The 21,341-nt window shown below is 65.4% G+C and carries 17 protein-coding genes; 9 read left to right on the plus strand and 8 right to left on the minus strand.

The window, feature by feature from the left end; all coding sequences use genetic code 11:
- Positions 1 to 255: 255 nt before the first annotated feature.
- The 5 genes from trmA to doeA all read right to left on the minus strand — a co-directional run bounded on the left by trmA (position 256) and on the right by doeA (position 5,425).
- A complete protein-coding gene (trmA, locus tag PJK54_RS13700) occupies positions 256 to 1,386 on the minus strand; it encodes a tRNA (uridine(54)-C5)-methyltransferase TrmA (protein ID WP_077378432.1) in 1,131 nt (376 codons plus the stop codon).
- A 173-nt stretch (positions 1,387 to 1,559) separates the two neighbouring features.
- Positions 1,560 to 2,489 (minus strand): glutamate racemase, encoded by a 930-nt coding sequence (gene murI / locus PJK54_RS13705; protein ID WP_271303168.1) that lies wholly within the window; start codon positions 2,487 to 2,489, stop codon positions 1,560 to 1,562.
- A gap of 50 nt (positions 2,490 to 2,539) precedes the next feature.
- A complete protein-coding gene (locus PJK54_RS13710; protein WP_240499656.1) occupies positions 2,540 to 3,040 on the minus strand; it encodes an Lrp/AsnC family transcriptional regulator in 501 nt (166 codons plus the stop codon).
- Complete coding sequence (gene doeB / locus PJK54_RS13715) at positions 3,037 to 4,122, minus strand: N(2)-acetyl-L-2,4-diaminobutanoate deacetylase DoeB (RefSeq protein WP_141392547.1); 1,086 nt, start codon at positions 4,120 to 4,122, stop codon at positions 3,037 to 3,039. Before doeB ends, PJK54_RS13710 begins: the two co-directional genes overlap by 4 nt.
- Positions 4,123 to 4,198: 76 nt before the next feature.
- Positions 4,199 to 5,425, minus strand: a complete 1,227-nt coding sequence (gene doeA / locus PJK54_RS13720) for an ectoine hydrolase DoeA (RefSeq protein WP_077378504.1) — start codon at positions 5,423 to 5,425, stop codon at positions 4,199 to 4,201.
- A 341-nt stretch (positions 5,426 to 5,766) separates the two neighbouring features.
- Between doeA and PJK54_RS13725 the strand changes: the two genes are divergently transcribed.
- A complete protein-coding gene (locus PJK54_RS13725; RefSeq protein ID WP_333781922.1) occupies positions 5,767 to 6,723 on the plus strand; it encodes a 2-hydroxyacid dehydrogenase in 957 nt (318 codons plus the stop codon).
- Positions 6,724 to 6,733: 10 nt separating this feature from the next.
- On the opposite strand, the gene PJK54_RS13730 is transcribed toward PJK54_RS13725, so the two are convergent.
- Complete coding sequence (locus PJK54_RS13730; RefSeq protein WP_077378421.1) at positions 6,734 to 7,201, minus strand: Lrp/AsnC family transcriptional regulator; 468 nt, start codon at positions 7,199 to 7,201, stop codon at positions 6,734 to 6,736.
- A gap of 119 nt (positions 7,202 to 7,320) precedes the next feature.
- Here PJK54_RS13730 and PJK54_RS13735 point away from each other — a divergent pair, with 119 nt between their 5' ends.
- Positions 7,321 to 8,532 carry a PLP-dependent cysteine synthase family protein gene (locus tag PJK54_RS13735; RefSeq protein ID WP_271303169.1) on the plus strand — a complete coding sequence of 404 codons (1,212 nt, stop codon included), beginning with the start codon at positions 7,321 to 7,323 and terminating at the stop codon, positions 8,530 to 8,532.
- Between the two features lie 121 nt (positions 8,533 to 8,653).
- Here PJK54_RS13735 and PJK54_RS13740 read toward each other — a convergent pair whose 3' ends face one another.
- Positions 8,654 to 9,214, minus strand: a complete 561-nt coding sequence (locus PJK54_RS13740) for a DJ-1/PfpI family protein (RefSeq protein ID WP_077378415.1) — start codon at positions 9,212 to 9,214, stop codon at positions 8,654 to 8,656.
- A 351-nt stretch (positions 9,215 to 9,565) separates the two neighbouring features.
- Between PJK54_RS13740 and PJK54_RS13745 the strand changes: the two genes are divergently transcribed.
- The 3 genes from PJK54_RS13745 to PJK54_RS13755 all read left to right on the plus strand — a co-directional run bounded on the left by PJK54_RS13745 (position 9,566) and on the right by PJK54_RS13755 (position 12,615).
- On the plus strand, positions 9,566 to 10,363 hold the full coding sequence (locus tag PJK54_RS13745) for a hypothetical protein (protein ID WP_271303170.1): 798 nt from the start codon (positions 9,566 to 9,568) through the stop codon (positions 10,361 to 10,363).
- A 211-nt stretch (positions 10,364 to 10,574) separates the two neighbouring features.
- The gene (locus PJK54_RS13750; protein ID WP_271303171.1) at positions 10,575 to 11,501 is read left to right on the plus strand and encodes a lysine exporter LysO family protein; all 927 of its coding nucleotides are present in this window, start codon (positions 10,575 to 10,577) and stop codon (positions 11,499 to 11,501) included.
- Positions 11,502 to 11,574: 73 nt separating this feature from the next.
- Entirely contained in the window at positions 11,575 to 12,615 is a 1,041-nt protein-coding gene (locus PJK54_RS13755; RefSeq protein WP_176493545.1) for a LacI family DNA-binding transcriptional regulator, read from the plus strand.
- Here the strand turns inward: PJK54_RS13755 and PJK54_RS13760 are convergent.
- Positions 12,578 to 13,228: a gluconokinase gene (locus tag PJK54_RS13760; RefSeq protein ID WP_307722835.1), complete on the minus strand. Its 651-nt coding sequence runs from the start codon at positions 13,226 to 13,228 to the stop codon at positions 12,578 to 12,580. The genes PJK54_RS13755 and PJK54_RS13760 overlap by 38 nt on opposite strands.
- Before the next feature lie 388 nt (positions 13,229 to 13,616).
- Between PJK54_RS13760 and PJK54_RS13765 the strand changes: the two genes are divergently transcribed.
- From PJK54_RS13765 to PJK54_RS13780, 4 genes are all read left to right on the plus strand, one after another.
- The gene (locus PJK54_RS13765; RefSeq protein WP_271303172.1) at positions 13,617 to 14,975 is read left to right on the plus strand and encodes a GntT/GntP/DsdX family permease; all 1,359 of its coding nucleotides are present in this window, start codon (positions 13,617 to 13,619) and stop codon (positions 14,973 to 14,975) included.
- Positions 14,976 to 15,234: 259 nt separating this feature from the next.
- Entirely contained in the window at positions 15,235 to 16,635 is a 1,401-nt protein-coding gene (locus PJK54_RS13770; RefSeq protein ID WP_271303173.1) for an efflux RND transporter periplasmic adaptor subunit, read from the plus strand.
- Entirely contained in the window at positions 16,632 to 19,757 is a 3,126-nt protein-coding gene (locus PJK54_RS13775; protein ID WP_254696556.1) for an efflux RND transporter permease subunit, read from the plus strand. The genes PJK54_RS13770 and PJK54_RS13775 overlap by 4 nt, the downstream gene beginning before the upstream one ends.
- Positions 19,754 to 21,316 (plus strand): HAMP domain-containing histidine kinase, encoded by a 1,563-nt coding sequence (locus PJK54_RS13780; protein ID WP_077378395.1) that lies wholly within the window; start codon positions 19,754 to 19,756, stop codon positions 21,314 to 21,316. The genes PJK54_RS13775 and PJK54_RS13780 overlap by 4 nt, the downstream gene beginning before the upstream one ends.
- Positions 21,317 to 21,341 lie beyond the last annotated feature (25 nt).

The raw sequence follows: 21,341 nt of genomic DNA on the forward strand, positions 1-21,341 counted from the left end.
GCCCCATGCCTGTTCCATATTGGTCATGCTGCATGACATCTGTGCATCGGGTATTGACTTGCGCCTCGCGTCATGAAACGAAAGTCTAACAAGGCGTTCATCGAGACAGACACGACGAGGCCCCGCCGCCACTATCACTCCCGATGGCTCATGGAGCCGGATCTGGAGTCTAGTTGGCAACGGGGCCTCGGCTTTTCAAGCGTCGAGGCGGAAAACGCTCCGCCGTCTCTCACTTGCTGACACGCCTGCTTTCACTTACTTCCTGACGAGATAGACCCCACACTCCAGGTGGTCGGTATAGGGGAACTGGTCGAACAGCGCGAAACGCTCGATGCGATGCGTGCGGCACAGCACCTCGAGATTCTCGCTCAGCGTCTGCGGGTTGCAGGAGATATAGACGATGCGTTCGTAGCGCGCGGTCTGCTCGCAGCTGTCGGCATCGAGACCGGCGCGCGGCGGGTCCACCAGCACGGTGCGGAAGTCATGATTCTCGAGGTCCATCTCCGCCACGCGACGCCCCTCCTTCTCGCCGGCCAGTGCCAGCGAGAAGTCCTCGGCGGACATGCGCGCCACCTGGGCATTGTCGATGCCATTGGCCGCCAGATTGACCTGCGCCGAGGCCACCGACGTCCGCGAGATCTCGGTGGCCAGCACGCGACGGAAGTTCTCGGCCAGCGCGATGGTGAAATTGCCGTTGCCACAATAGAGCTCGACCAGGTCGCCCTGCTCCCGGCCTTCCGCTCGCGCCTTGTCCGGATGGGTCACGTCGCGCGCCCAGCTGAGCATGGAGCGGCAGATCTCGGCGTTGGGCTGGGTGAAGCTGTTCTCGACCTGCTGATAGACATATTCACGTCCATCGACCTCGAGACGCTCGAAGACGTGATCGCGCGTCAGCACGAGGTGCTGCTTGCGTGAACGCCCGATGATCATGATGTCGAGTTCCTGCTCCAGCGCGCGCGCCTCGGCTTCCCAGTCCTCTTCCAGCTTGCGGTGATAGATCAGCGTGACCAGTGCCTCGCCACTCAGAGTGGTGAGGAATTCACACTGGAACAGACGCTCACGCAGCACCGGACTGGCCTTGAGCCGCTCACGCAGCAGCGGCATCAGCGTATTGATGCGCTGGCTGGCCACCGGGAAGTCGTCCATGCGCACGACCGTCTTCTTCTTGTTGCCCTCGTCGTCGAATTCCACCTCGAACATCGCATAGTAGAGGTCGTCATCCTCATGCCAGATACGAAATTCGCAGCGCATGCGGTAATGACTGGGCGGCGAGGGAAACACCTCGAGCTCCGGCGCATCGAAGGCGGCGAAACGGGCGCGGGTCTGCTCGGCCTTCTCGGCAAGCTGCTGTTCATACTGACTGGGATCGACGACGGCGATGGCCACACTGACTCCTGCCTGCGGGCATACCGCAGCACTGAAACGATGAGCAAAGGGACGCGGATGGGGTCATGGCAAGCCATGCCGATCACGTCCATTCAAAGGTTGGGCGCGCTAGCCTACCACCGGCAGCGCGAAGCTCAAGCACGGGTTGGTGACTCATGCAGCGACAGGGGCCGTCAGGGGCCGAGCGCGAGTCCTCGAGGGGCGGCAAACCCCTGGCTTTCAAGTGCAGTGGCAAGGCCGGGCTGACAGGCGTCCGTCGCCAGGGCGATGCCTGCGTCAGACACCTCGTCTTGCGCCAGCGTGGGCTGCGCCGTGCGGGCCGGCAACTCCAGCACATGGGCCACGCGCCGTGCGATCGCCGCGCCGGAATCCACCAGCGCCAGCGGTGGTTCACCCGGAGCATTCCTGCCCAAGGCGCTGGCGATATCCGCGCTGAGCAGCGGGAAGTGGGTACAGCCGAGAATCACCACCTCCAGCCCCGGTACCGCCGCGAGATCCGCCAGACTCGCCGCGACCACCTCGGGGCGAGCCGCCTCGCCACGCAGACGGCGCTCGGCCTCGGCGACCAGCGGGTCCGCCGCGACGCGAATCACCTGGCAGTCCGCCGCGAAATCATGGATCAACTGCTCGGTATAGGCACGCCTCACCGTGGCGGAGGTGGCCAGCAAGCCGAACACTGGCGGCTCGCCCTGTGCGCGGCGCACCGCGCTCTGACGGCTGCGCGCCAGCAGCGCGGCAGGCTTGATCGCCGGTACGGTACCGATCACCGGAATCGACAACGTCTCGCGCAATGCCTGCAGCGCCAGCGTGCTGGCGGTATTGCACGCCACCACCAGGGCACGCGCTCCACTTGCCTCGACCGCCGCCGCACACACCTGCGCGATGCGCGTCACCAGCCAGTCATCGGCCTTGGTGCCGTAGGGGAGCGCGGCGTTGTCACACACATAGGCCAGCGGCAACGTCGGCCATTGGCGGCGAATCTCCGCCGCCACCGAGAGTCCTCCGACCCCCGAATCGAAGATCAGCACCGGCGCGTCAGGCGCGTCAGATAGGGCATGGGACTGGCTGACAACGGAGCCTGAAGGGGCGGTGGAAGGCGCCATGGTGATGATATCTCGCGCTGCGAAAGAGGAAGGTCGGCTGCAATGGCGCGCTATTTTACCTGCTTGGTGACGATGTAGGTGAAGTAACGATCGATCCCCAGCTCGGAGACCAGCCAGCGGTCGATCAATCGCTGGTAGGCATCGATGCTCGCCGTCTCGAGACGCAGCAGATAATCCACGCCGCCGCCGACCGCCACACACTCGATCACCTCGTCCGCCTCGCGCATGGCGCGCTCGAAGCGCTGGAAGCTCTCGGCATCGTGATGCTTGAGGTGTATCTCCACCCATACCGGCGTGCGCGGGGCTGCCACCACGGCGCCGCCGCGCTGCGCCTCGAGCAGCGCCTGATTGATGCGCGCCGAATAGCCCTCGATGATACCGGCCTGCTCAAGGCGCTTGACCCGCTCCCAGCACGGGCTGACCGACAGATTGATCTCCTCGGCCAGCCGCGACTTGGTGATGCGACCATCGCGCTCGAGGATCGCCAGAATCTTCAGATCGAAGGCATCAAGCCTGGGCGCGGGCATCGCGCGCGCAGCGCCTGAACTCATGAGGCATCTCGCGCCAGGTCGTCCACCACCTCAGCGATCACCGCCAGCGTATCGCCGAGACTGACCTGCGCCGGGAAGCGCCGTGCCACCAGCACGCCGTCGCGCTCGGCACGATATTCCACCGCCGGCTGACCGGCCCGCCCCAGCGGGTAGACCCGAGCCACGCACTGCCCCGCGCTGACCTGCTCACCCAGCGTCACGCACAGTTCCAGCAGGCCTTCATGCTCACTCTGCACGTAGCAGCTGGCGTCCGGCATGTCGATCAGCAGCGGCCTGGTCATCTGGTCGGCATGGCGTCGCTCGACATCGCCTTCCAGGTCGGCACGACTGCGTTCGCGCAGCACGCCACTGAAGGCGAGGAAGTTGTCGACGCCACGGTCGGCGATCGCCTGGCGCTCAGGCGTGGTGGAACCGCCGCCCCCCAGCTCCGTGGTGACGAAGACCTTGCCCTGGCGTTCCACGGCAGTGTCGTAGAGCGCCTCGGCATCCAGCTCGAACATCATCATCGCCGAAGGCGCACCGAAGGCCAGCGCGCCGGCCAGACTCTCGGCTTCCTGATGACGGCACTGCTCCACGCCCAGCGACGCCTCGAGATAGTCCAGGCGGTGCGCGGCCGCGAACGGCAGGATATCCAGGGTGCGGCCACCGGAATGCAGGTCCAGCGCGTAGTCACACTGCGGTACCAGCACCCGGGTGAAATAGTCGGCGATCTGCTCGGTAGGTCCCCCCTCGGGATCGCCGGGGAAGCTGCGATTGAGATTGCCGCCATCAAGTGGCGAGCAGCGCCGCCCGGCCTTGGCCGCCAGCGCATTCATGGTCGGCACGATGATGACACGCCCCTGCACGTCCTCGGGCGTGAGGCGGGCCGCCAGCTTGTAGAGCGCGGTGATGCCCTCGTACTCGTCACCGTGATTGCCGCCGGTGAGCAGCACCGTGGGCCCTTCACCGTTGGCGATCACGCTGATCGGGGTCATCACGGCACCCCAGGCAGACTCATCGGTGGAAATCGGCAGCTTGAAGAAGCCGTGCTGAAGGCCATCGGCGTTCAGGTCAATGGTCAGGCTGACGGGAGATTCACGCATGACAGGCCTCCTTGGCCGGACGAACTCACAACAACAAAGGCGTATGGCATCGCATCACTGACGAACGGCCAGCCCGTCACTTGACGAACAGCTGGCGGGGCACGTCACACAATGGCTCGGCACCATTCTCGGTGATCAGGATCGACTCGGTGATCTCGAGCCCCCAGTCATCCATCCACATGCCGGGCATGAAGTGGAAGGTCATGCCCGGTTCCAGCACCGTCTCGTCACTGGGGCGCAGACTCATGGTGCGCTCGCCCCAATCCGGCGGATAGCTGATGCCGATGGGATAGCCGCAACGTGCGCCCCCCCGGTCGAAGCCGTACTTGTCCATCGCCGCGCCCAGCGCCAGCGCGATGTCGCAGCAGCGATTGCCCGGTCTGGCGATGGCCAGGCCGCTTTCGATGCCTTCCAGCAGGGCAGACTCACCACGCACGAAATCGCGCGGCGGCCGACCGAGAAACACGGTGCGCGAGAGCGGCGCGTGATAGCGCTTGTAGCAGCCGGCGATCTCGAAGAAGGTGCCCTCGCCCTCGCGAAACGGCGTGTCATCCCAAGTCAGGTGAGGGGCAGCGGCATCACTGCCGGTCGGCAGCAATGGCACGATGGCCGGATAGTCGCCGCCGAGAATCTCGCCATTCGGCCCGACCACACCCTCGACCCCGACACGATAGATCTCGGCGACCAGTGCGCTCTTGGGCAGGCCCGGCTCGATCATCTCGAGGATGCGCGAGTGCATGCGCTCGACGATGCGCCCCGCCACGCGCATGTAGGCGATCTCCTGCTCGGACTTGATCGCCCGACACCAGTTGACCAGCGAATTGGCGTCCACCAGTCGCGCGTGGGGCAACTCCTTGACCAGCGCCAGATGGGCACGCGCCGAGTAGTAGTAGTTGTCGAGTTCGACCCCCACCACGCCGTCGTGCCAGCCGCGCTGCGGCAGGATCGACTGGGCGAGAAACTCCATCGGATGCATGTCCGGATTCTGCACGTAGTAATCCGGATACCACAGGATGTTGTCCTCGCCCATCCAGCAGGTACGCAGCGCGCCGTTGCCGTCCTGACGGCGTCCGTACCAGACTGGCTCACCGCTCAGACCCAGCAGTACACATTGGTGCACATAGAAGGACCAGCCGTCATAACCGGTCAACCAGGCCATGTTGGAGGGGTCGGAAATCACCATCACATCGATGCCGGCACGCGCCATCGCTTCCCGGACACGCTGGATACGGGCGTGATATTCCCCGATGGTGAAGGCCTGGCGTCCGGCCGACAGTGGCCGCGGTACCCAGTTGTCGGGCATCGCCTGCGCTTCGCCATTCGGCAAGTTGTTGAGCCCCGCGAATGGAGGCTGGGCAATAGGCGGATGCGACGGGAATTGGCTCATGCAGCGCTCCTGTTCAATCAGGCCTTGAGGCAAGCAGCACGTCGGGGCGGAGCCTTACGCGCGCCTCTGGTGCCCAGAGCCGTCAACGTATATGCGAACATCCGAATTCCCCTCTTGATTCGAGTCTGTCACTCTGCCGACAGCGGGTCAAAGGCGACTCTGGCACTGTCGCCCTTCCCTTCGGCCCTTGCAAGGGCCGCGCCATCATCACGACATCACCGGGAAATACTCCAGGACCTTTCAGGAGACTCTTTCAGATGAGCCACATGCGAATTCTGGTACATCACGAGCGGGCAGAACGCTGGTGCGAGGCACTGCGTGAGCGTCTGGACAGCAGCGACATCGAGATCCTCGCCGATGACGGCGAGACCCTGGGCGACATCCTGGTGGTGTGGGCACCCCCGGCGGCACTGTTCGAGCGGCATCGCGATCACGACGTGAAGGCGATTCTCAATCTGGGTGCCGGCGTGGACAGCCTGCTGGCCAATCCCGCCCTGCCTCGAGAGGTGCCGGTGCTCAAACTGCGCGATGCCGGCATGGCCAGCCACATGCTCGATTACGTGCGCTACGGCCTGCTGCATTTCCGACGTGACTTCGATCGCTACGCTGTCCAGCAGTCAGAGCGTCACTGGGCGCCACATCGCGTGGTGCGCGCCAGGCATTATCCGGTCGCGGTGCTCGGCCTGGGTGCCATCGGCCGGCAGATCGCCGAGGCGCTGGCGGCAGACGGCTACCCCGTGCATGGCTTCAGCCGCAGCGCCCACACCCTGGAGGGCGTGACCTGCCACCATGAACAGGGGGAAGGCGGTCGCTCGCTCAAGGCAGTGCTGGGAGATGAAACGCTTGGCCTCAAGGCGGTGATCAACCTGCTGCCCAACACCACCGCCACTCGCGACGTGCTGAATGCAGAGGTCTTCGCGGCCCTGCCCGATGACGCCGTGCTGATCAATCCCGGCCGCGGCAGCAGCGTGGTCGAGGAGGATCTGCTCGCGGCGCTGGAGAAGGATCAGTTGCGCGGCGCGCTGCTGGATGTCTTCCAGCATGAGCCGCTCGCCGGCGACAGCCCGCTGTGGCAGCACCCGAAGGTGATCATCACCCCGCACGCCGCCGCCCCGACCCCGGTCTCCGAGGCCGCCGACCAGCTGGCGGAGAACATCCGCCGCGTGCAGCGCGGTGAGTCCCTGACGGGCATCAGTCTGGAACACGGCTACTGAGGCGTGCGTTTCACACCGGAAGCGCGGTGGTCGACTTGAGACACTCCATCGCGAAGCGTGCCGAGACATCGGTGAGGTCATCGAGGGTATTGACCAGCTGCTTGTAGACGCGGTCGTAGGCATTCATGTCCGCGACCTGAACCTTGAGCAGGTAGTCGTAGTCGCCCGCCATGCGATAGAACTCGGTGACTTCCTCGATCTCCTCGATCACCGCCACGAACCGCTCGAACCAGGCCCGCGAATGATCGCGGGTCTTGAGTTGCACGAAGGCGGTCAGCCCCAGCCCGACCCGCTCGGCATCCAGCAGCGCCACCCGCGCGGTGATCACCCCGCATTCCTCCAGCCGCTTGAGGCGTTTCCAGCAGGGTGAGGTGGTCAGATGCACCGACTCCGCCAGTGCCGCCAATGACAGGCTGGCATCACGCTGCAACAGCCGCAGCAGCGCGCGGTCCGTGGCATCGAGCACAATTTTCTCCATACTCCCTCCTCACGACAAAATCTTGCTACAGAACATGGCCTACGCCATGACAACTGGCAAGTTTTGCCTGACAGCCGGTCGTACCATGAAGGCTCCTCCCCGCCACAGGAACCGCTGCCATGCCGACCACTGCCTTTCCCCCTCGCTCGCCGTGTGCGCCCTCTTCACTCGCCACTCCCTCGGAGGGCTTGCTGCACAGGGCGCCTCTGGAAGCATGGCGACAGGAGTGCCTGGCACAGCTGACCGCCTTGAAGGCAGCCACGCCCGTCACTCCGCTCAGGGAGCTTGCGCTTTGCGGGCTTGGCGAGGCGCGCGTGCTGATCAAGGACGAGCGCGCCCACGCCAGTGGTTCACTCAAGCATCGACTGGCCATGGCGTTGTTCGAGCAGGCGTTGAGGCAAGGCTGGCTCAGTCCCGGACGCCCGGTCATCGACGCCTCGTCAGGCTCCACGGCGGTCTCTGAAGCGTGGCTGGCACACCGCCTGGGACTGGAATTCATCGCCGTGGTGCCCAAGGGCACCGCATGTGACAAGTTGAAGGCGATTCGTGACGAGGGCGGGCGTGTCGTGGAGATCGAGAATGCCGCCCACCTCTGCCAGTCCGCCCAGGCGCTGGCCGAGGACAGCGGCGGCCACTTCCTCAATCAGTTCCAGCATGCCGCCACGGCCAGCGACTGGCAGAGCGAGACAAGCCTGCCGGGCGAGTGTCTGGCACAGATCGCCGAACGCGAGCTGCCGGAGCTTGAAGCGGTCTTTCTCGGCGCTGGCACCGGCGGCAGCGCCGCCACCTTCGCGCGCCATCTGCGTCACAAGGGTCTTCTTCGCCACTCGGGGCCTCTTCACCACTCGGGGCCTTTTCACCACAGCGGCCATGGCGCTCGCGTGATCGGCGTGGACCCCGAACACTCCGTCTATCACGCCTGCTGGCAGCACCATCACACCCATGGCACCCGCATGACCTCACTGCCCGCGCCTCAGGCACCCAACCCCATCGAGGGCATTGGCCGCCCCTGTGTACTGGAAGCGTTCGACCCCGTGCACTTCGATGATTATCGACGCATCGCGGATGCCCGCAGCCAGGCGGCGGCACTATGGCTGGCAGAGCATGCCGGGCTTGCCGTCGGGCCCTCCACCGGCACCGCCTTCGCGGGCCTGCTGGAAACCCTCGAGCTCAAGCACGCCCGCGGCGAGGCGCTGACGGGTAGCTGGCTGCTGCTGGCCTGTGATCATGCCAGCCGCTACGCCAGCACCCTGGGCGACCCCGTCTGGCGGGCGGAACACCAGTCACGCCTCGCCCCGCATCGCGCCTGGATCGAGAGACTCACCGCCTGAAACGACGACACCCCGCCAAGGCGGGGTGTCGTCGTCGAGCATCACGAGGCGCGATGGCAGCTCGTGCCACGGCTCATGTCAGTCGCAATGCATGTCAGCCGCAATGGAGGTCAGTCACGCCTCATGCCAGCAGGGCATTGAACTGACGCAGCCACTCCGGGTGGGCCGGCCAGGCCGGCGCGGTCACCAGCTTGCCGGAGGTCACGGCATCGGTGACTTCCAGTGACACGAATTCGCCACCTGCCAGCTTGACCTCCGGCGCGCAGGCCGGATAGGCGCTGACACGATGGCCTTCCAGCGACATGGCAGCCGCCAGCAGCTGCGGGCCATGACAGACGGCGGCGATGGGCTTGTCGGCCTCGACGAAGTGACGCACCAGGTTCAGCACGCGCTCGTCCAGACGCAGGTACTCGGGAGCGCGGCCACCGGGGATCAGCAGCGCATCGTAGTCTTCCGCCTTGAGATCGGCGAAGCTCGCGTTGAGCGCGAAGTTGTGACCCGGCTTCTCGGTATAGGTCTGATCGCCTTCGAAGTCGTGGATCGCCGTCTTGACGATATCGCCTTCACGCTTGTCCGGGCATACCACATCGACCCGATGACCCATCGCCTGCAGCGCCTGGAACGGCACCATCAGCTCATAGTCTTCCACAAAATCTCCGGCAATGATGACAATGCTGGCCATGATGATCTCCTGATTGAACAAACGGGGTTGGCATCACTGCATCGCGCTCGCCTGACATCACCTCTGCCTAACATGTCGGGAAGCCTGCAGCTCACGCACAAGGCGTTCCCAGAGTACCTGTCCGGCGCGCATGAGCAAGCGCTGAAATAGCGTCCTGTGCCTGATGCGCCTGTCATCGGGGCCATCGCCAGCAGGTCCTCATGCGTCATCCACGACTGGCAGGAGAGGTGCGCCAGCGCGAGGGAACCTTGCATGCGGCCACGCTGCCCAATCATCATGCTCTCGCCCCGAACGACACCACTCCCCAAGGGCGGCCCCATTTGCGGACAGAAAGCTTCGACAGGAGTCACCATGCTTGCCCTTGTACCACGACGAATCCACTGGACACGCCTGCGACGGATACCCTCGCCTTGCCGCCTGAACGGCTGGCTTGGCGCGATGCTGCTGGGATCAGCCCTGTTGAGCACGGCGCAACAGGCGAGCGCTGACGTGAGCAGCGCGGAGTCTCCCGTGCCCTTCACCGCTCAATACACCCTGGTGCTGGACGGCTGGCCGGATGTGCCCATCACGCAGCGCATCAGCCAGAGCGGGGAGCTTTACATCGCCAGCATGGAGGCCTCCATCAAGGTGGCCAGCGGCTACGAGCAGGGACGCTTCCTCCTCAAGGAGGGCCAGCTGCAGCCGGCCGGGTATCGTTCCGGTTATCGTCTGGCGGGTATCGGCAAGGACTACAGCCGCGAGGCACCCGAGCCTGACGAGACGCTCCTCCCCGACCGCCAGACCCTGCTGGTACTGCTGAGCCAGCAGGCCGATGCCCAGTGGGCCGCGGGAAGTTGCCTGACGGGAGCCCCCTGTGCGCTGGAATATCTGGATCACAAGGGGCGCACCCGGACACTGATGTATGAGATCCAGGCACAGGAATCCCGCGTGGCCGCCGGTCAGACCTTCCGCACCCTGCGGCTGGACACCTGGCGCAAGCATCGTGATCAGAAGCACTACCGCCTGTGGCTGGCCCCCCGCTGGCCGGGCCTGATGGTGGCTCTCGACTACCTCGACTACGAGGACAGCCCCGCAGGTGAAGTCCCCAAGCGCTCCGCACATCTGACCCTCGACCGGCTCAGCAGCTCGCGGCGCCAGGCCAGTCCGTGACCCGTCGTGAGGCTCGGTGTCCGGTGCTCGGTGTCCAGGCCGCGGCATAAGCCGCGCTGATCCCCCATCAGCAGTTATCGCGCAGGATCCACTCCCGGGGATACCCTCTGTCCCCGGCAATCGTTACAGTAACCCTTCCCAGTGATACTCACTGACAATCAATCGCTTACGTCGCTCTGGTCCTGTCGACGGCCAATGACAAGGAAGGGTCATGCTCTCGGGTCTCATCTTCATCCTGCTGCCGCTGATTCTCGGCTATCTGGTGCGTATCGAGCAGCCCGCACGCCTGGCGGTCGTCAATCAGCTGGTGAATGCCTCGATCTACGTCATCCTGTTCCTGATGGGCATGGGGCTTGCCGGGCTGGAGCAACTCGGCGCCGGCATGGCCGCCATGAGCGGGCAGGCGGTGATTCTGTTCGCCATCATCACGCCATTGAATCTGCTGGCACTGTGGGCGCTGTCACGCCGCAGTGCACTGCGTGCGGATGCCTCACGCGTGGTGGAGGGAGCGCCGATGACCCGCTGGGAAGCGCTGTCCGGCTCCCTGACACTGACGGCGGCGGTCGCGCTGGGCGTCGCGGCGGGCGTCGTGCTGGGACTGATGGAGATCTCGCTCGACACCGACACCCTGGCCGAGTGGGCACTCTATGCCCTGCTGGCGCTGATCGGCTGCCAGCTGAGAAGCTCCGGCATGAGCCTGCGCCAGATTCTGCTCAACAAGCATGGGCTCTTCATCGCACTGACCGTGATGGTGAGTTCATTGCTGGGGGGCCTTCTGGCCGCGCCACTGCTGGCACTCGACTGGAATCAGGGCATGGCGATGTCGGCCGGTTTCGGCTGGTATTCGCTGTCAGGCATCCTGATCGGTGATCAGCTCGGGCCGATTCTGGGTGGCGCAGCCTTCTTCAATGACCTGAGCCGCGAACTGCTCGCCTTCCTGTTGATCCCGCTGACCATCCAACGCTTCACGCCGCTGGCCATCGGCTTCGGCGGCGCGACCTCGATGGACTTCACTCTGCCAGTCATCCAGCAGACCGGCGGTGTTGCCTGCGTGCCCGTGGCCGTCGTATCCGGCTTTCTGCTCTCGCTGGCCTCGCCGCCGATGATCCTGTTCCTGCTCTCGCTCAGCCACGTCTGACGTCGTGGTCCTTGCCGATGACACCCCGGAACGGTGACACTCGGCCTCTCTCTTTCCAGCGCCTGACATTGCCATGCCGCCTCTGCATCACACTCCACCGCGCCCCAGACGCGTGACGCTCGCCGACATCGCCGCTCGCCTGGGCGTGACCAAGGTCACGGTCTCGCGCGCGCTCAACCAGCCCGAAAAGGTCTCCGCCGCCATGCGCGAGCGGGTACGGGAGTGCGCCCGCGAACTGGGTTACATGCCCAACCGTCAGGCCGGCAGCCTCGCCAGTGGTCGCTCCCGGCTGATCGCGCTGCTGATCCCGTCACTGTCCAATGCCGTGTTCTCGGAACTGCATCGAGGGCTTGAGGCACCGCTGGCCGCCGCCGGCTATCAGCTGCTGATCGGCCATACCGGCTATTCGATGGAAGAAGAGGAGCGCCTGATCGAGACCTGGCTCTCGTTCGGCGTGGACGGTCTGGTGCTGTGCGGCAGCCGCCACAGCGAACGCGTCACCGAGATGATCGCGCGCTCCGGCTGTGCCGTGGTGGAGTGCATGGAAAAGCGTGAGGCGCCACTGGACATGGCAGTGGGGCTGGATCAGCACGCCGCCGGCCGCGCCATGGCGGAGGCGATGATCGAGAGCGGCCGCCGGCACATCGGCTTTCTGGCCGCGCGCATGGACCGCCGCGTCGAGCAGCGTCTGGCGGGCTGGCGCGCCGCCGTCGAGGCCGCCGGCCTGTCACAGGAGTACCTGATGACCACTCCGGCACCCTCAAGCGTCAAGCTGGGCGGCGAATTGCTGGACGAGATGCTGACCCGGTGGCCGAATCTCGACGCCGTCTTCTGCTGCAACGACGACCTGGCCGCTGGTGCACTGTTCGAGTGTCAGCGTCGCGGCCTGGAAGTGCCGGCACGGCTGGCGCTGGCCGGCTTCAATGGTCTGGAGATGACCCGTGGCACCTGGCCTGCGCTTGCCAGCGTGGTCACGCCGCGCCGAGAGATCGGCGAACGCACCGCCGCCCTGCTGCTGGCACGCCTGAGCGGCGACCACGCCTCCACGCCGCGTGGCCTGTGGGAAGACCTGGGCTTCAGCCTGCAGAGAGGCGGGAGTCTGCCCCGGGCGTGAGCGCTTTCGAGGATGCGTGCTGCGCCGTCAGCTGCTGACATACCTGTTCGACCAACGCCTGCGGTGTGGCACTGATGTCGAGGGTATAGACGCGCTCCGTCTCACGCTCAGGCACCTCCAGGGTCGCCAGCTGGTCATCGAGCATGGCGGCGCCCTTGAAGAAGTGATCGGTGCGCGCCTCCAGACGCTCCAGCAACAGCTCGCGCGTGCCTTCCAGGAACACGAAGCCCAGCGCCGCATCCCCGCCACGCAGCTGATCGCGATAGCGTCGCTTCAGCGAGGAGCAGGCCAGCACCAGACTGCGTCCCTCGCGACGCGCCTCATCGATCAGCTCGACCAGGCGGGCCAGCCAGCCATGGCGGTCTTCATCATTGAGCGGGATGCCGCGCGCCATCTTGGCCACGTTGGCCTCGCCATGATAGTCATCACCGTCGATGAACTGCGCCCCCAGACATGCCGCCAACGCCTGGCCGACATGCGACTTTCCGCACCCGGACACGCCCATCACCACCAGTCGCACCCCACCCTCGGGCAAGGTGACGCTCTCGTCGTCCAGCGCGACGCTACCCTGAGCGGACGCCGTGGATGACACCCCTTCTGCCTGCTGCTGCATGACACCCCTTCCCCTTGAAGAATATCCGTGTTGTCTGTCGTCCCACCTTGCCACCCGGGCCGGCCACGGCGAACCCTGCGTGGCGAGCCCATGAGCGGCGGTGCTGCGCAGGATACCCCGCGCAGGCATCATCCATGTCGTGGCGACCCGGCGACATGCACCTTTCGGATCATTGCACAGACGCTTATGTTACCGGTAACTTTCATCCTGCACGAAGCAACAGGTCTTGCACAACAGGTCTTGCACAACAGGTCTTGCACAACAGGTCTGCACAACAGGTCTGGCAAAACCGGCCCTGCACCACAGGCCTCACACGACACGCCTCACACCATACGCCCAAGGCCGTGGCAGATCGCACCGCCACCGCCAGCCGCAAGAGTTCGCCATCATGTCCCCAGATAGCACCCTCGTCCTTGCCGCCCTCGGCGGTATCCTGCTGCTGCTGTACCTCGTCATGCGTCTGCGCCTGCACGCCTTCGTCGCCCTGCTGGTAGTGAGTCTGGGGGTCGGGCTGGCCACCGGCATGCAGCCCGACGCCATCATCGATTCCGTCACCAACGGCATGGGCAACACCCTGGGCTTCGTGGCCACCGTGGTCGGGCTCGGCGCGATGTTCGGCAAGATGCTGGAAGTGTCCGGCGGCGTCGACCGCATGGCCAACACCCTGCTGGGGCGCTTCGGCACCTCACGCTCGCAATGGGCGCTGGCGCTGACCGGCTTTCTGGTCGCGATTCCGGTATTCCTGGATGTCGCCTTCATCATCCTGGTGCCGCTGGTCTATGCGCTGGCGCGTCGCAGCGGCCGCTCGCTGCTCTATTACGGCATCCCGCTGCTGGCCGGTCTGGCCGTGACGCACTCCTTCATTCCGCCGACCCCGGGGCCGATCGCGGTCGCCAAGCTGATCGGTGCCGACCTCGGCTACGTGATCCTGTTCGGGGCGCTGTGCGGTCTGCCGGCGATGATCGTCGCGGGGCCGATCTTCGGTCGCTTCATCGCCAAGCGTATCGATGCCAGGATCCCGGAGTACATGGAAAATGCCGGCAGCGTGATGAGCGATGAAGAGGTCAATCAGCGCGCCCCGGGCTTCGGGTTGATCCTGTCCATCGTGCTGCTTCCGCTGGCGCTGATCGTGCTCAACACCATCTCCGGCTTCCTGTTCGGTGACGACAGTCCGCTGGTCGGCTGGCTGGGCTTTCTCGGCCACCCGTTCGTGGCACTGAGTCTGGCCACGCTGATGGCCTTCACCCTGCTGGGCACGCGTCGCGGCATGACGCGTGAACAGGTGATGGAAGTCGCCACCAAGGCACTGGAGCCGGCCGGCATCATCATTCTGGTCACCGGGGCTGGGGGTGTCTTCAAGCAGATGCTGATCGACTCCGGCGTCGGTGACGTGCTCGGCACCCTGATGGCCGACAGCAATCTGCCACCGATCCTGCTCGCCTTCCTGATCGCCACCGCGGTGCGTGTCATCCAGGGCTCGGCTACCGTGGCGATGATCACCGCCGCCGGCCTGATGGCGCCGGTCATCGATACGCTGGCGCTGTCCGGTCCGGTGCTGGGACTGGTAGTGATCGCCATCGCCAGTGGCGCCACCGTGCTCAGCCACGTCAATGACTCCGGCTTCTGGCTGGTCAGCCGCTACTTCGGCCTGACCGAGAAGGACACCCTGAAAAGCTGGACGGTGATGGAGACGTTGATCGGCGTGATCGGCGTCAGCATGGCGCTGCTGATCGGGCTGTTCCTCTAGACACCCGCGACCCGGAGCGCTGACGAAAAGCTGCCACGTCATGTGGCAGCTTTTTTTGTGCCTGGCAAATGCCAGAATTCCCTATCGCGCGTCTTGCACGCTATTTCCCACTTTTGCATTGCGCCTGCATGACATCATGCGATCATCCACCCTTTCGTCCGCCATTCTGGCCCATGATCCTACGTCTCTGCCCGGCGCTCTCGCGACTGGTCAGAGGGCGTTGCACATCAGGGCCTGACATCTTTCGTCCGGAGTCCGCATGGACAACAGCCCTGAGTCGCCAACCCCGGCATCGCCACCCTCCGCCACTGGCAGCAAGCCACCCTCCTCCCGCCGTCTGATCTGGATGCGCCTGCTGGCGCTGATCATTCTCGCGCTGGCGATAGCGCTGGCGGCCTGGTGGATGACCCATCGCCCCGGCGCCCCCAAGCGCGCGCCCAGTGACGCCCCGGTTCCCAGCGTGGAAGTGGTGACGGTCAGCCATACGGCCAGTGCACCGACACTGGAAGGCTACGGCCGCGTGATCGCCGATCGTCAGACGACCGTATCCACCCGGGTCAGCGGTCAACTGGCCCCCTTCCCCGAGGGCATCGAGGCGGGCCGTGAAGTCCGCGCGAACCAGCTGCTGGCGAGTCTCGACCAGCTGGATTACCAGCTGGCGCTGCGTCAGGCCGAGGCGGATCTCGCCACGGCAGAAGCCAGCCTCGCCTCGGAAAAGGGCGAGCAGATCCGCGCGGCCTCGGAATACAAGACCTTCGGTCGCAACCTGCCGGCGGCGCAGAAAGCGCTGGTGCTGCGCGAGCCTCAGCTCAAGTCGGCTCAGGCCGCGGTGGACAGTGCCCGCGCCAGCCGCGACCAGGCCAGACTCAATCTGGAACGTACCGAGATCCGCGCGCCCTATGACGGCCTGATCAGCGAGCGTCTGGTCGGCGAAGGCAGTGACCTCAACGCCTTCACCGACCTGCTGACGCTGGTGGCCACCGACCGCTTCTGGGTGCGTCTCAATCTCCCGCAGGCCGACATGGAATGGCTCTCGACCCATGCCCGTGACGGACAGGGCACGCCGGTCCTGCTGTCCAGCAAGGCATGGCCGGAGGGCCAGCATCGGCGCGGCGAAGTGTGGAGCGTCCTGCCGTCCCTGGAGGACAACGGCCTGCTGACTCAGGTGATGGTGGCAGTGGAAGACCCATTGGCGCTCGACGTCTCCGAGGAGGCGCGCGCCAGCACGCCGGCCCTGCGTCTGGGCGATGTGGTGGAAGCGACTCTGACACCTCAGCGCACCGCATCGCTGATCGAGCTGCCGGTCAGCGCCCTGCGCAGTGGCCAGCAGGTCTGGGTGCTGACGGAGGATGGCTATCTGGAGAAACGTGCGGTGGGCGTGCGCCATCTGGGCAACGACACCCTGCTGATCGCCGGAGGCTTGAGCGATGGCGAGCGGGTCATCGTGAGTGCCTTGAGCAATGTCGAGGCCGGCATGGCGCTGCGTGCCCGCGGTGATGCGCCGACGCCGACCACCAGGACCCCTGATAACAAGGCGGCTGACGACAAGACGACGGCTGGCGACAAGAGCACCGCGACAGTTGAGCAGGACACCGCGACTGGTGACAAGAACGCCCCGGTTGCCGACAAGCGCGCCACGACCACCGGAAGTGACTCATGACGGCACCGTCGCGCCTCAAGGGCCCCATCCGCTGGATGCATGATCATGGTGTCGCCGCCAACCTGCTGATGTTGTGTCTGATTCTCGGCGGTCTGCTGATGTCCAGCCAGATCAAGAAGGAGGTCTTCCCCTCCTTCGAGCTCGAGATCATCAACGTCAGCGTCAGCTATTCCGGCGCGACCCCCGATGAAGTGTCCGAGAGTCTGTTGCAGGCCATGGAATCCGCGGTGCAGGACGTGGAGGGGATCGAGGAGATCACCGCCACGGCCGAGGAAGGCCTCGGCTCACTGTCCATCGAGCTTCAGGATGGCGTCGAGACCATGCGCGCCTACCAGGACATCCAGCAGGCCATCGACAGCATCACTACCCTGCCCGATGAGTCCGATCCGCCCGTCTACTCGCTGGCAGGTCGCTCGCGCAGCGTGATGGAACTCAAGCTGCACGGCCAGACGGATGACCAGACCCTGCGCAACGTCGCCGAGCGTCTGCGCCTGAGCCTGCTGGACAGCAACGACATCACCAAGGTGGAGCTGACCGGCATCCGTGACCGGGAAGTGCACGTGTCACTGGAGGAAGGGGCGCTGCGCCGTTACGGCCTCTCGCATCAGGATGTGGCCAGCCTGATCGGCAATCAGGCGCTCAACCTGGCCGGCGGCAGTCTGGACACCCAGCAGGGCGAGTACCTGGTGCGCTACGAGGCGCGACGCGACGGTGCCGCCGAGTTCGCGCAGCTGCCGGTGATCTCCAGTCAGGAAGGCAATGTCATCCGCCTGGGCGATATCGCCACCGTCACCGACGGCTTCGCCGACAGTGACAAGGAAGTGCTCTATGACGGTGAACCGGCGATCGGCCTGGACATCTATCAGGTCGGCTCCCAGACACCCAACGAGCTGTCCGCCGCGACCATGGCGATGCTGCCGGAGCTGTCCGCCAGCCTGCCGCGCGGCCTGACGCTGAGTGTCGAGGACGATGATTCGCTGGTCTACCAGGACCGTCTGGAACTGTTGCTCAAGAACGCCTGGATGGGGCTGGTGCTGGTACTGGTGCTGCTGGGCCTGTTCCTGGAGGCGCGCCTCGCCTTCTGGGTCACCCTGGGCATCCCCACGGCCTTCCTGGGCGCGATGCTGTTCCTGCCGCTGGTCGGCGTGTCCATCAACATGATCTCGATGTTCGCCTTCATCATCGCGCTGGGCATCGTGGTGGATGACGCCATCATCGTCGGCGAGAACATCCACTCGCATCGCGAGCGCGGCGCCAGCATGCGCGAAGCCGCCATCCTCGGCGCACGCGAGATCGCGGTGCCACTGGCGTTCTCGATCCTGTCCAACATCGTGGCCTTCATTCCGCTGCTGTTCCTGCCCGGCTTCCTCGGGCTGGTATTCGGCATCATCCCGCTGGTGGTGATCAGCATCTTCGCGCTGAGCTGGATCGAGGCGATCTTCATCCTGCCCGCGCACCTGGGACACACCAGCGAAAAGCCGATTCGCTGGCTGGCACCGCTGGACCGCGTGCGTCACGGCGTCCAGCACGGACTGGAGCGCTTCACGCGTCAGCGCTTCCAGCCCTTCCTCGAGGGGTGTCTGAACTACCGTGGTCTGACCGCCATCTGTGGCCTGGCGCTGCTGGTGCTGGCGATGGCCTGGATGGCCAGTGGCCGTCTCGGCTTCTCGCTGATGCCACGAGTGGAATCCAACCGCGCCGGCGTCACCGCCAATCTGCCGGTGGGCAGCCCGATCAGCCAGGACCGCGAAGTGCGCACCCTGCTGCTGGCGGCGCTGGACCGCGTGCGCGAGCGCGAAGCCGACCTGGCGGTCTTTTCCACCAGCGCCGAGATAGAAGGCAACTCGCTGAGCATCATCGCCAATCTGGACACCACGGTGGAGAACAACTGGTCGCCCTCGCAGCTGATCAAGGCCTGGCGCGAGGAAGCGGGCACCATCGCCAATACCGAATCGCTGCTGTTCGAATCCGATATCGGCGGGCCGGGACGCGGCGCGGGCCTCACCATTCGACTGTCATCCTCCGACAGTGCCGCGCTGATGGCGGCCGCCGCGACCCTGGCGACCTCGCTTGAGGATTACAGCTCGCTGTCGGATATCGACAGCGGTCTGGATGACGGCAAGCGCGAGCTCTATCTGCAGCTCAATGCCTATGGACGCTCGCTGGGACTGGACGGCGCGACGCTGGCCAACCAGCTGCGCGGACCGCTGTCCGGCGCCACGGCACTCAAGCAGCAGCAGGGTCGCAATGAGGTCGAGGTCAAGGTGCTGTTGCCCGAAGCCCAGCGCGCGAGTCTGGCCCAGCTGGAGAATTTCGGCGTGCAGACGGCCGACGGCGTCAGCGTGCCGCTGGGACTGGTGGCCGACATCCAGCAGGGGCGCGCCGCCTCCAGCATCCTGCGCATCGATGGTCGCCGCGTGATCGAGGTCACCGCCAACGTCACGCCGTCCGATGCGGTCAGTCAGGTGATCACCAGTCTGGAAAGCGATGTCTATCCCGAGCTGAAGAGTCAGTATCCAACTCTGAGCATCGGCTATGGCGGGCGTCAGGAGGAGACCGCCGACAATCTGGGGTCCCTGCAGGTCTCGTTGCTGCTGACCCTGGCGGCGCTCTATCTGCTGCTGGCCCTGCCTTTCAGAAGCTATCTGCAGCCGCTGCTGGTGATGACGGCGATCCCCTTCGGCCTGATCGGCGCGGTGATCGGCCATCAGCTGATGGGCTACGGGCTATCGGTGATCAGCCTGATGGGCATGCTGGCGCTGTCGGGCATCGTCATCAACGATGCGCTGGTCCTCATCGACTATGCCAACCGCCAGCGGCTGGCCGGAGCCAGTGCGCGTGAGGCGATCATCATGGCCGCCACGCGACGTCTGCGCCCGATCCTGTTGACCACGCTGACCACCTTCTTCGGTCTCGCGCCGATGATCTTCGAGACCTCGCGCCAGGCTCGCTTCATGATCCCGATGGCCGTATCCATCGGCTTCGGCATCCTGTTCGCGACGGTCATCCTGCTGATCCTGGTGCCGTCGCTCTATCTGCTGCTGGAAGACCTGCAGCACAGCCTGCGTCGCCTGCTGGGACTGCCGCCCCGCACCCCGCCTCAGGAGGAACGTGCGTCATGATCCAACCCGTGACCGCCCTGCGCTCGAGACTTTCGGTCCGCCTGTTCGTGATCCTGCTGCTGACCAATGTCGTGATCGGCGGCAGCATCTACCTGTTCATTTCCAAGAGCATGGACAAGGGCTTCGCCGAGTACCTGCAGCAGACCCAGCAGGAACGCGTCGAGATGATCTCGACGGACCTGATCAGCGCCTATGCCGCCGAGGGCAGTTGGCAATGGCTCAAGAGTCGGCGCAACTGGGGGCGTATCGTGCACTCCCGCCCGCCGAGCGAAGAGGACGGCATGATGCCCGGGCCCGGCATGTCACCGCCGCCAGGCCGGGAGGACAGCATGATGCCCGGCCCCGGCATGTCGCGCCCGCCGGGACGGGAGGACAGCATGATGCCCGGCCCCGGCATGTCGCGCCCGCCGGTCGGAGAGCAGGCCATGCTGCTGGGGCCCAACATGACGCGCCCGCAGGATTACATGCTGCGTGATGCCGATGGCCAGCGTCTCAATGGGGCACCGCGCCCCATTCCCGGCATGCAGTTCAAGGACCTGATGCTTGATGGCAGCAAGATCGGAGAACTCGGCTATCTGCCGGTAAGCGAGATGCTGAAACGCGGCAAGGACCAGTATCTGGAACGTCAGTCGCGCGATCTGGCCATCATCATGCTCTCATCCGCCTTCGCCTCGCTGCTGGCGGCCGCCGGGATCGCCTGGTGGCTGGGGCACCGCGTCCGTGACCTGGCCTCTGGTGCCAATCGCCTGTCGAGTGGCGACTATGCCACCCGTCTGCCGGTTCGCGGGCAGGATGAGCTGTCGCGGCTGGCCGAGGACTTCAATGCCCTGGCGGCGACGCTGGAGAGCAATCGCGATTCCCGCCAGCGCTGGGTCAGCGACATCTCCCACGAGCTGCGGACTCCCCTGGCGGTGCTCAAGGGTGAGATTGAAGCCATGCAGGATGGCTTCCGCCCGATGAGCCATTCAAGCCTCGGCTCGCTGGCCCAGGAGGTGGACGCCCTCAATCGCCTGGTGGCGGACCTGCGCCTGCTGGCACAGAGCGATGCCGGTACGCTGGAAGCCTGGCGCGAGCCGCTGGCGCTGGATACCCAGCTCCGTGACAGCCTGGACGACCTGCGCGGCTGGCTGGCGGATGCCGGGATCGCACTGGAGACCGACATCCCGCTGCCGCTGCGGGTGCTGGGCGACACGCAACGCCTGCATCAGCTGTGGAGCAACCTGGCCAGCAACACCCGTGCCTATACCGATGCACCGGGCAGACTCAAGGTCAGTCTGCTGCACGAAGCCGCAAGCCCCGCCCAGGGAGCCGGCCACCCCGGCTGGGCGATCGTGCGCTGGGAGGATTCCAGCCCCGGCGTGCCGGACGCCGAGCTTGCCCACCTCACCGAGCGACTGTATCGCGTCGAGAACTCGCGCAATCGCTCAAGCGGTGGCAGCGGGCTGGGGCTGGCCATCGCCAGCGCGCTGGTGAGTGCCCATGAAGGCGAGCTGGTGCCGGGGCACTCCACACTGGGCGGGCTGCGATGGGACATTCGCCTGCCGCTGTTGTCTACTTGAGACTGACTCTTTTTCATCCGCAAGG

The sequence above is a fragment of the Cobetia sp. MMG027 genome, assembly GCF_027947415.1.
Taxonomy (GTDB): Bacteria; Pseudomonadota; Gammaproteobacteria; order Pseudomonadales; family Halomonadaceae; genus Cobetia; species Cobetia marina.

Bases quoted from the DNA above. Each gene is read 5' to 3' on its own strand.
- PJK54_RS13740 (WP_077378415.1), bottom strand. From the start codon at position 9,214: ATGGCCAGCATTGTCATCATTGCCGGAGATTTTGTGGAAGACTATGAG.
- PJK54_RS13770 (WP_271303173.1), top strand. From the start codon at position 15,235: ATGGACAACAGCCCTGAGTCGCCAACCCCGGCATCGCCACCCTCCGCC.
- PJK54_RS13745 (WP_271303170.1), top strand. From the start codon at position 9,566: ATGCTTGCCCTTGTACCACGACGAATCCACTGGACACGCCTGCGACGG.
- PJK54_RS13765 (WP_271303172.1), top strand. From the start codon at position 13,617: ATGTCCCCAGATAGCACCCTCGTCCTTGCCGCCCTCGGCGGTATCCTG.
- PJK54_RS13775 (WP_254696556.1), top strand. From the start codon at position 16,632: ATGACGGCACCGTCGCGCCTCAAGGGCCCCATCCGCTGGATGCATGAT.
- PJK54_RS13780 (WP_077378395.1), top strand. From the start codon at position 19,754: ATGATCCAACCCGTGACCGCCCTGCGCTCGAGACTTTCGGTCCGCCTG.
- PJK54_RS13760 (WP_307722835.1), bottom strand. From the start codon at position 13,228: ATGCAGCAGCAGGCAGAAGGGGTGTCATCCACGGCGTCCGCTCAGGGT.
- PJK54_RS13725 (WP_333781922.1), top strand. From the start codon at position 5,767: ATGAGCCACATGCGAATTCTGGTACATCACGAGCGGGCAGAACGCTGG.
- doeA (WP_077378504.1), bottom strand. From the start codon at position 5,425: ATGCCCGACAACTGGGTACCGCGGCCACTGTCGGCCGGACGCCAGGCC.
- PJK54_RS13710 (WP_240499656.1), bottom strand. From the start codon at position 3,040: ATGAGTTCAGGCGCTGCGCGCGCGATGCCCGCGCCCAGGCTTGATGCC.
- PJK54_RS13735 (WP_271303169.1), top strand. From the start codon at position 7,321: ATGCCGACCACTGCCTTTCCCCCTCGCTCGCCGTGTGCGCCCTCTTCA.
- murI (WP_271303168.1), bottom strand. From the start codon at position 2,489: ATGGCGCCTTCCACCGCCCCTTCAGGCTCCGTTGTCAGCCAGTCCCAT.
- doeB (WP_141392547.1), bottom strand. From the start codon at position 4,122: ATGCGTGAATCTCCCGTCAGCCTGACCATTGACCTGAACGCCGATGGC.
- PJK54_RS13755 (WP_176493545.1), top strand. From the start codon at position 11,575: ATGCCGCCTCTGCATCACACTCCACCGCGCCCCAGACGCGTGACGCTC.
- PJK54_RS13750 (WP_271303171.1), top strand. From the start codon at position 10,575: ATGCTCTCGGGTCTCATCTTCATCCTGCTGCCGCTGATTCTCGGCTAT.
- PJK54_RS13730 (WP_077378421.1), bottom strand. From the start codon at position 7,201: ATGGAGAAAATTGTGCTCGATGCCACGGACCGCGCGCTGCTGCGGCTG.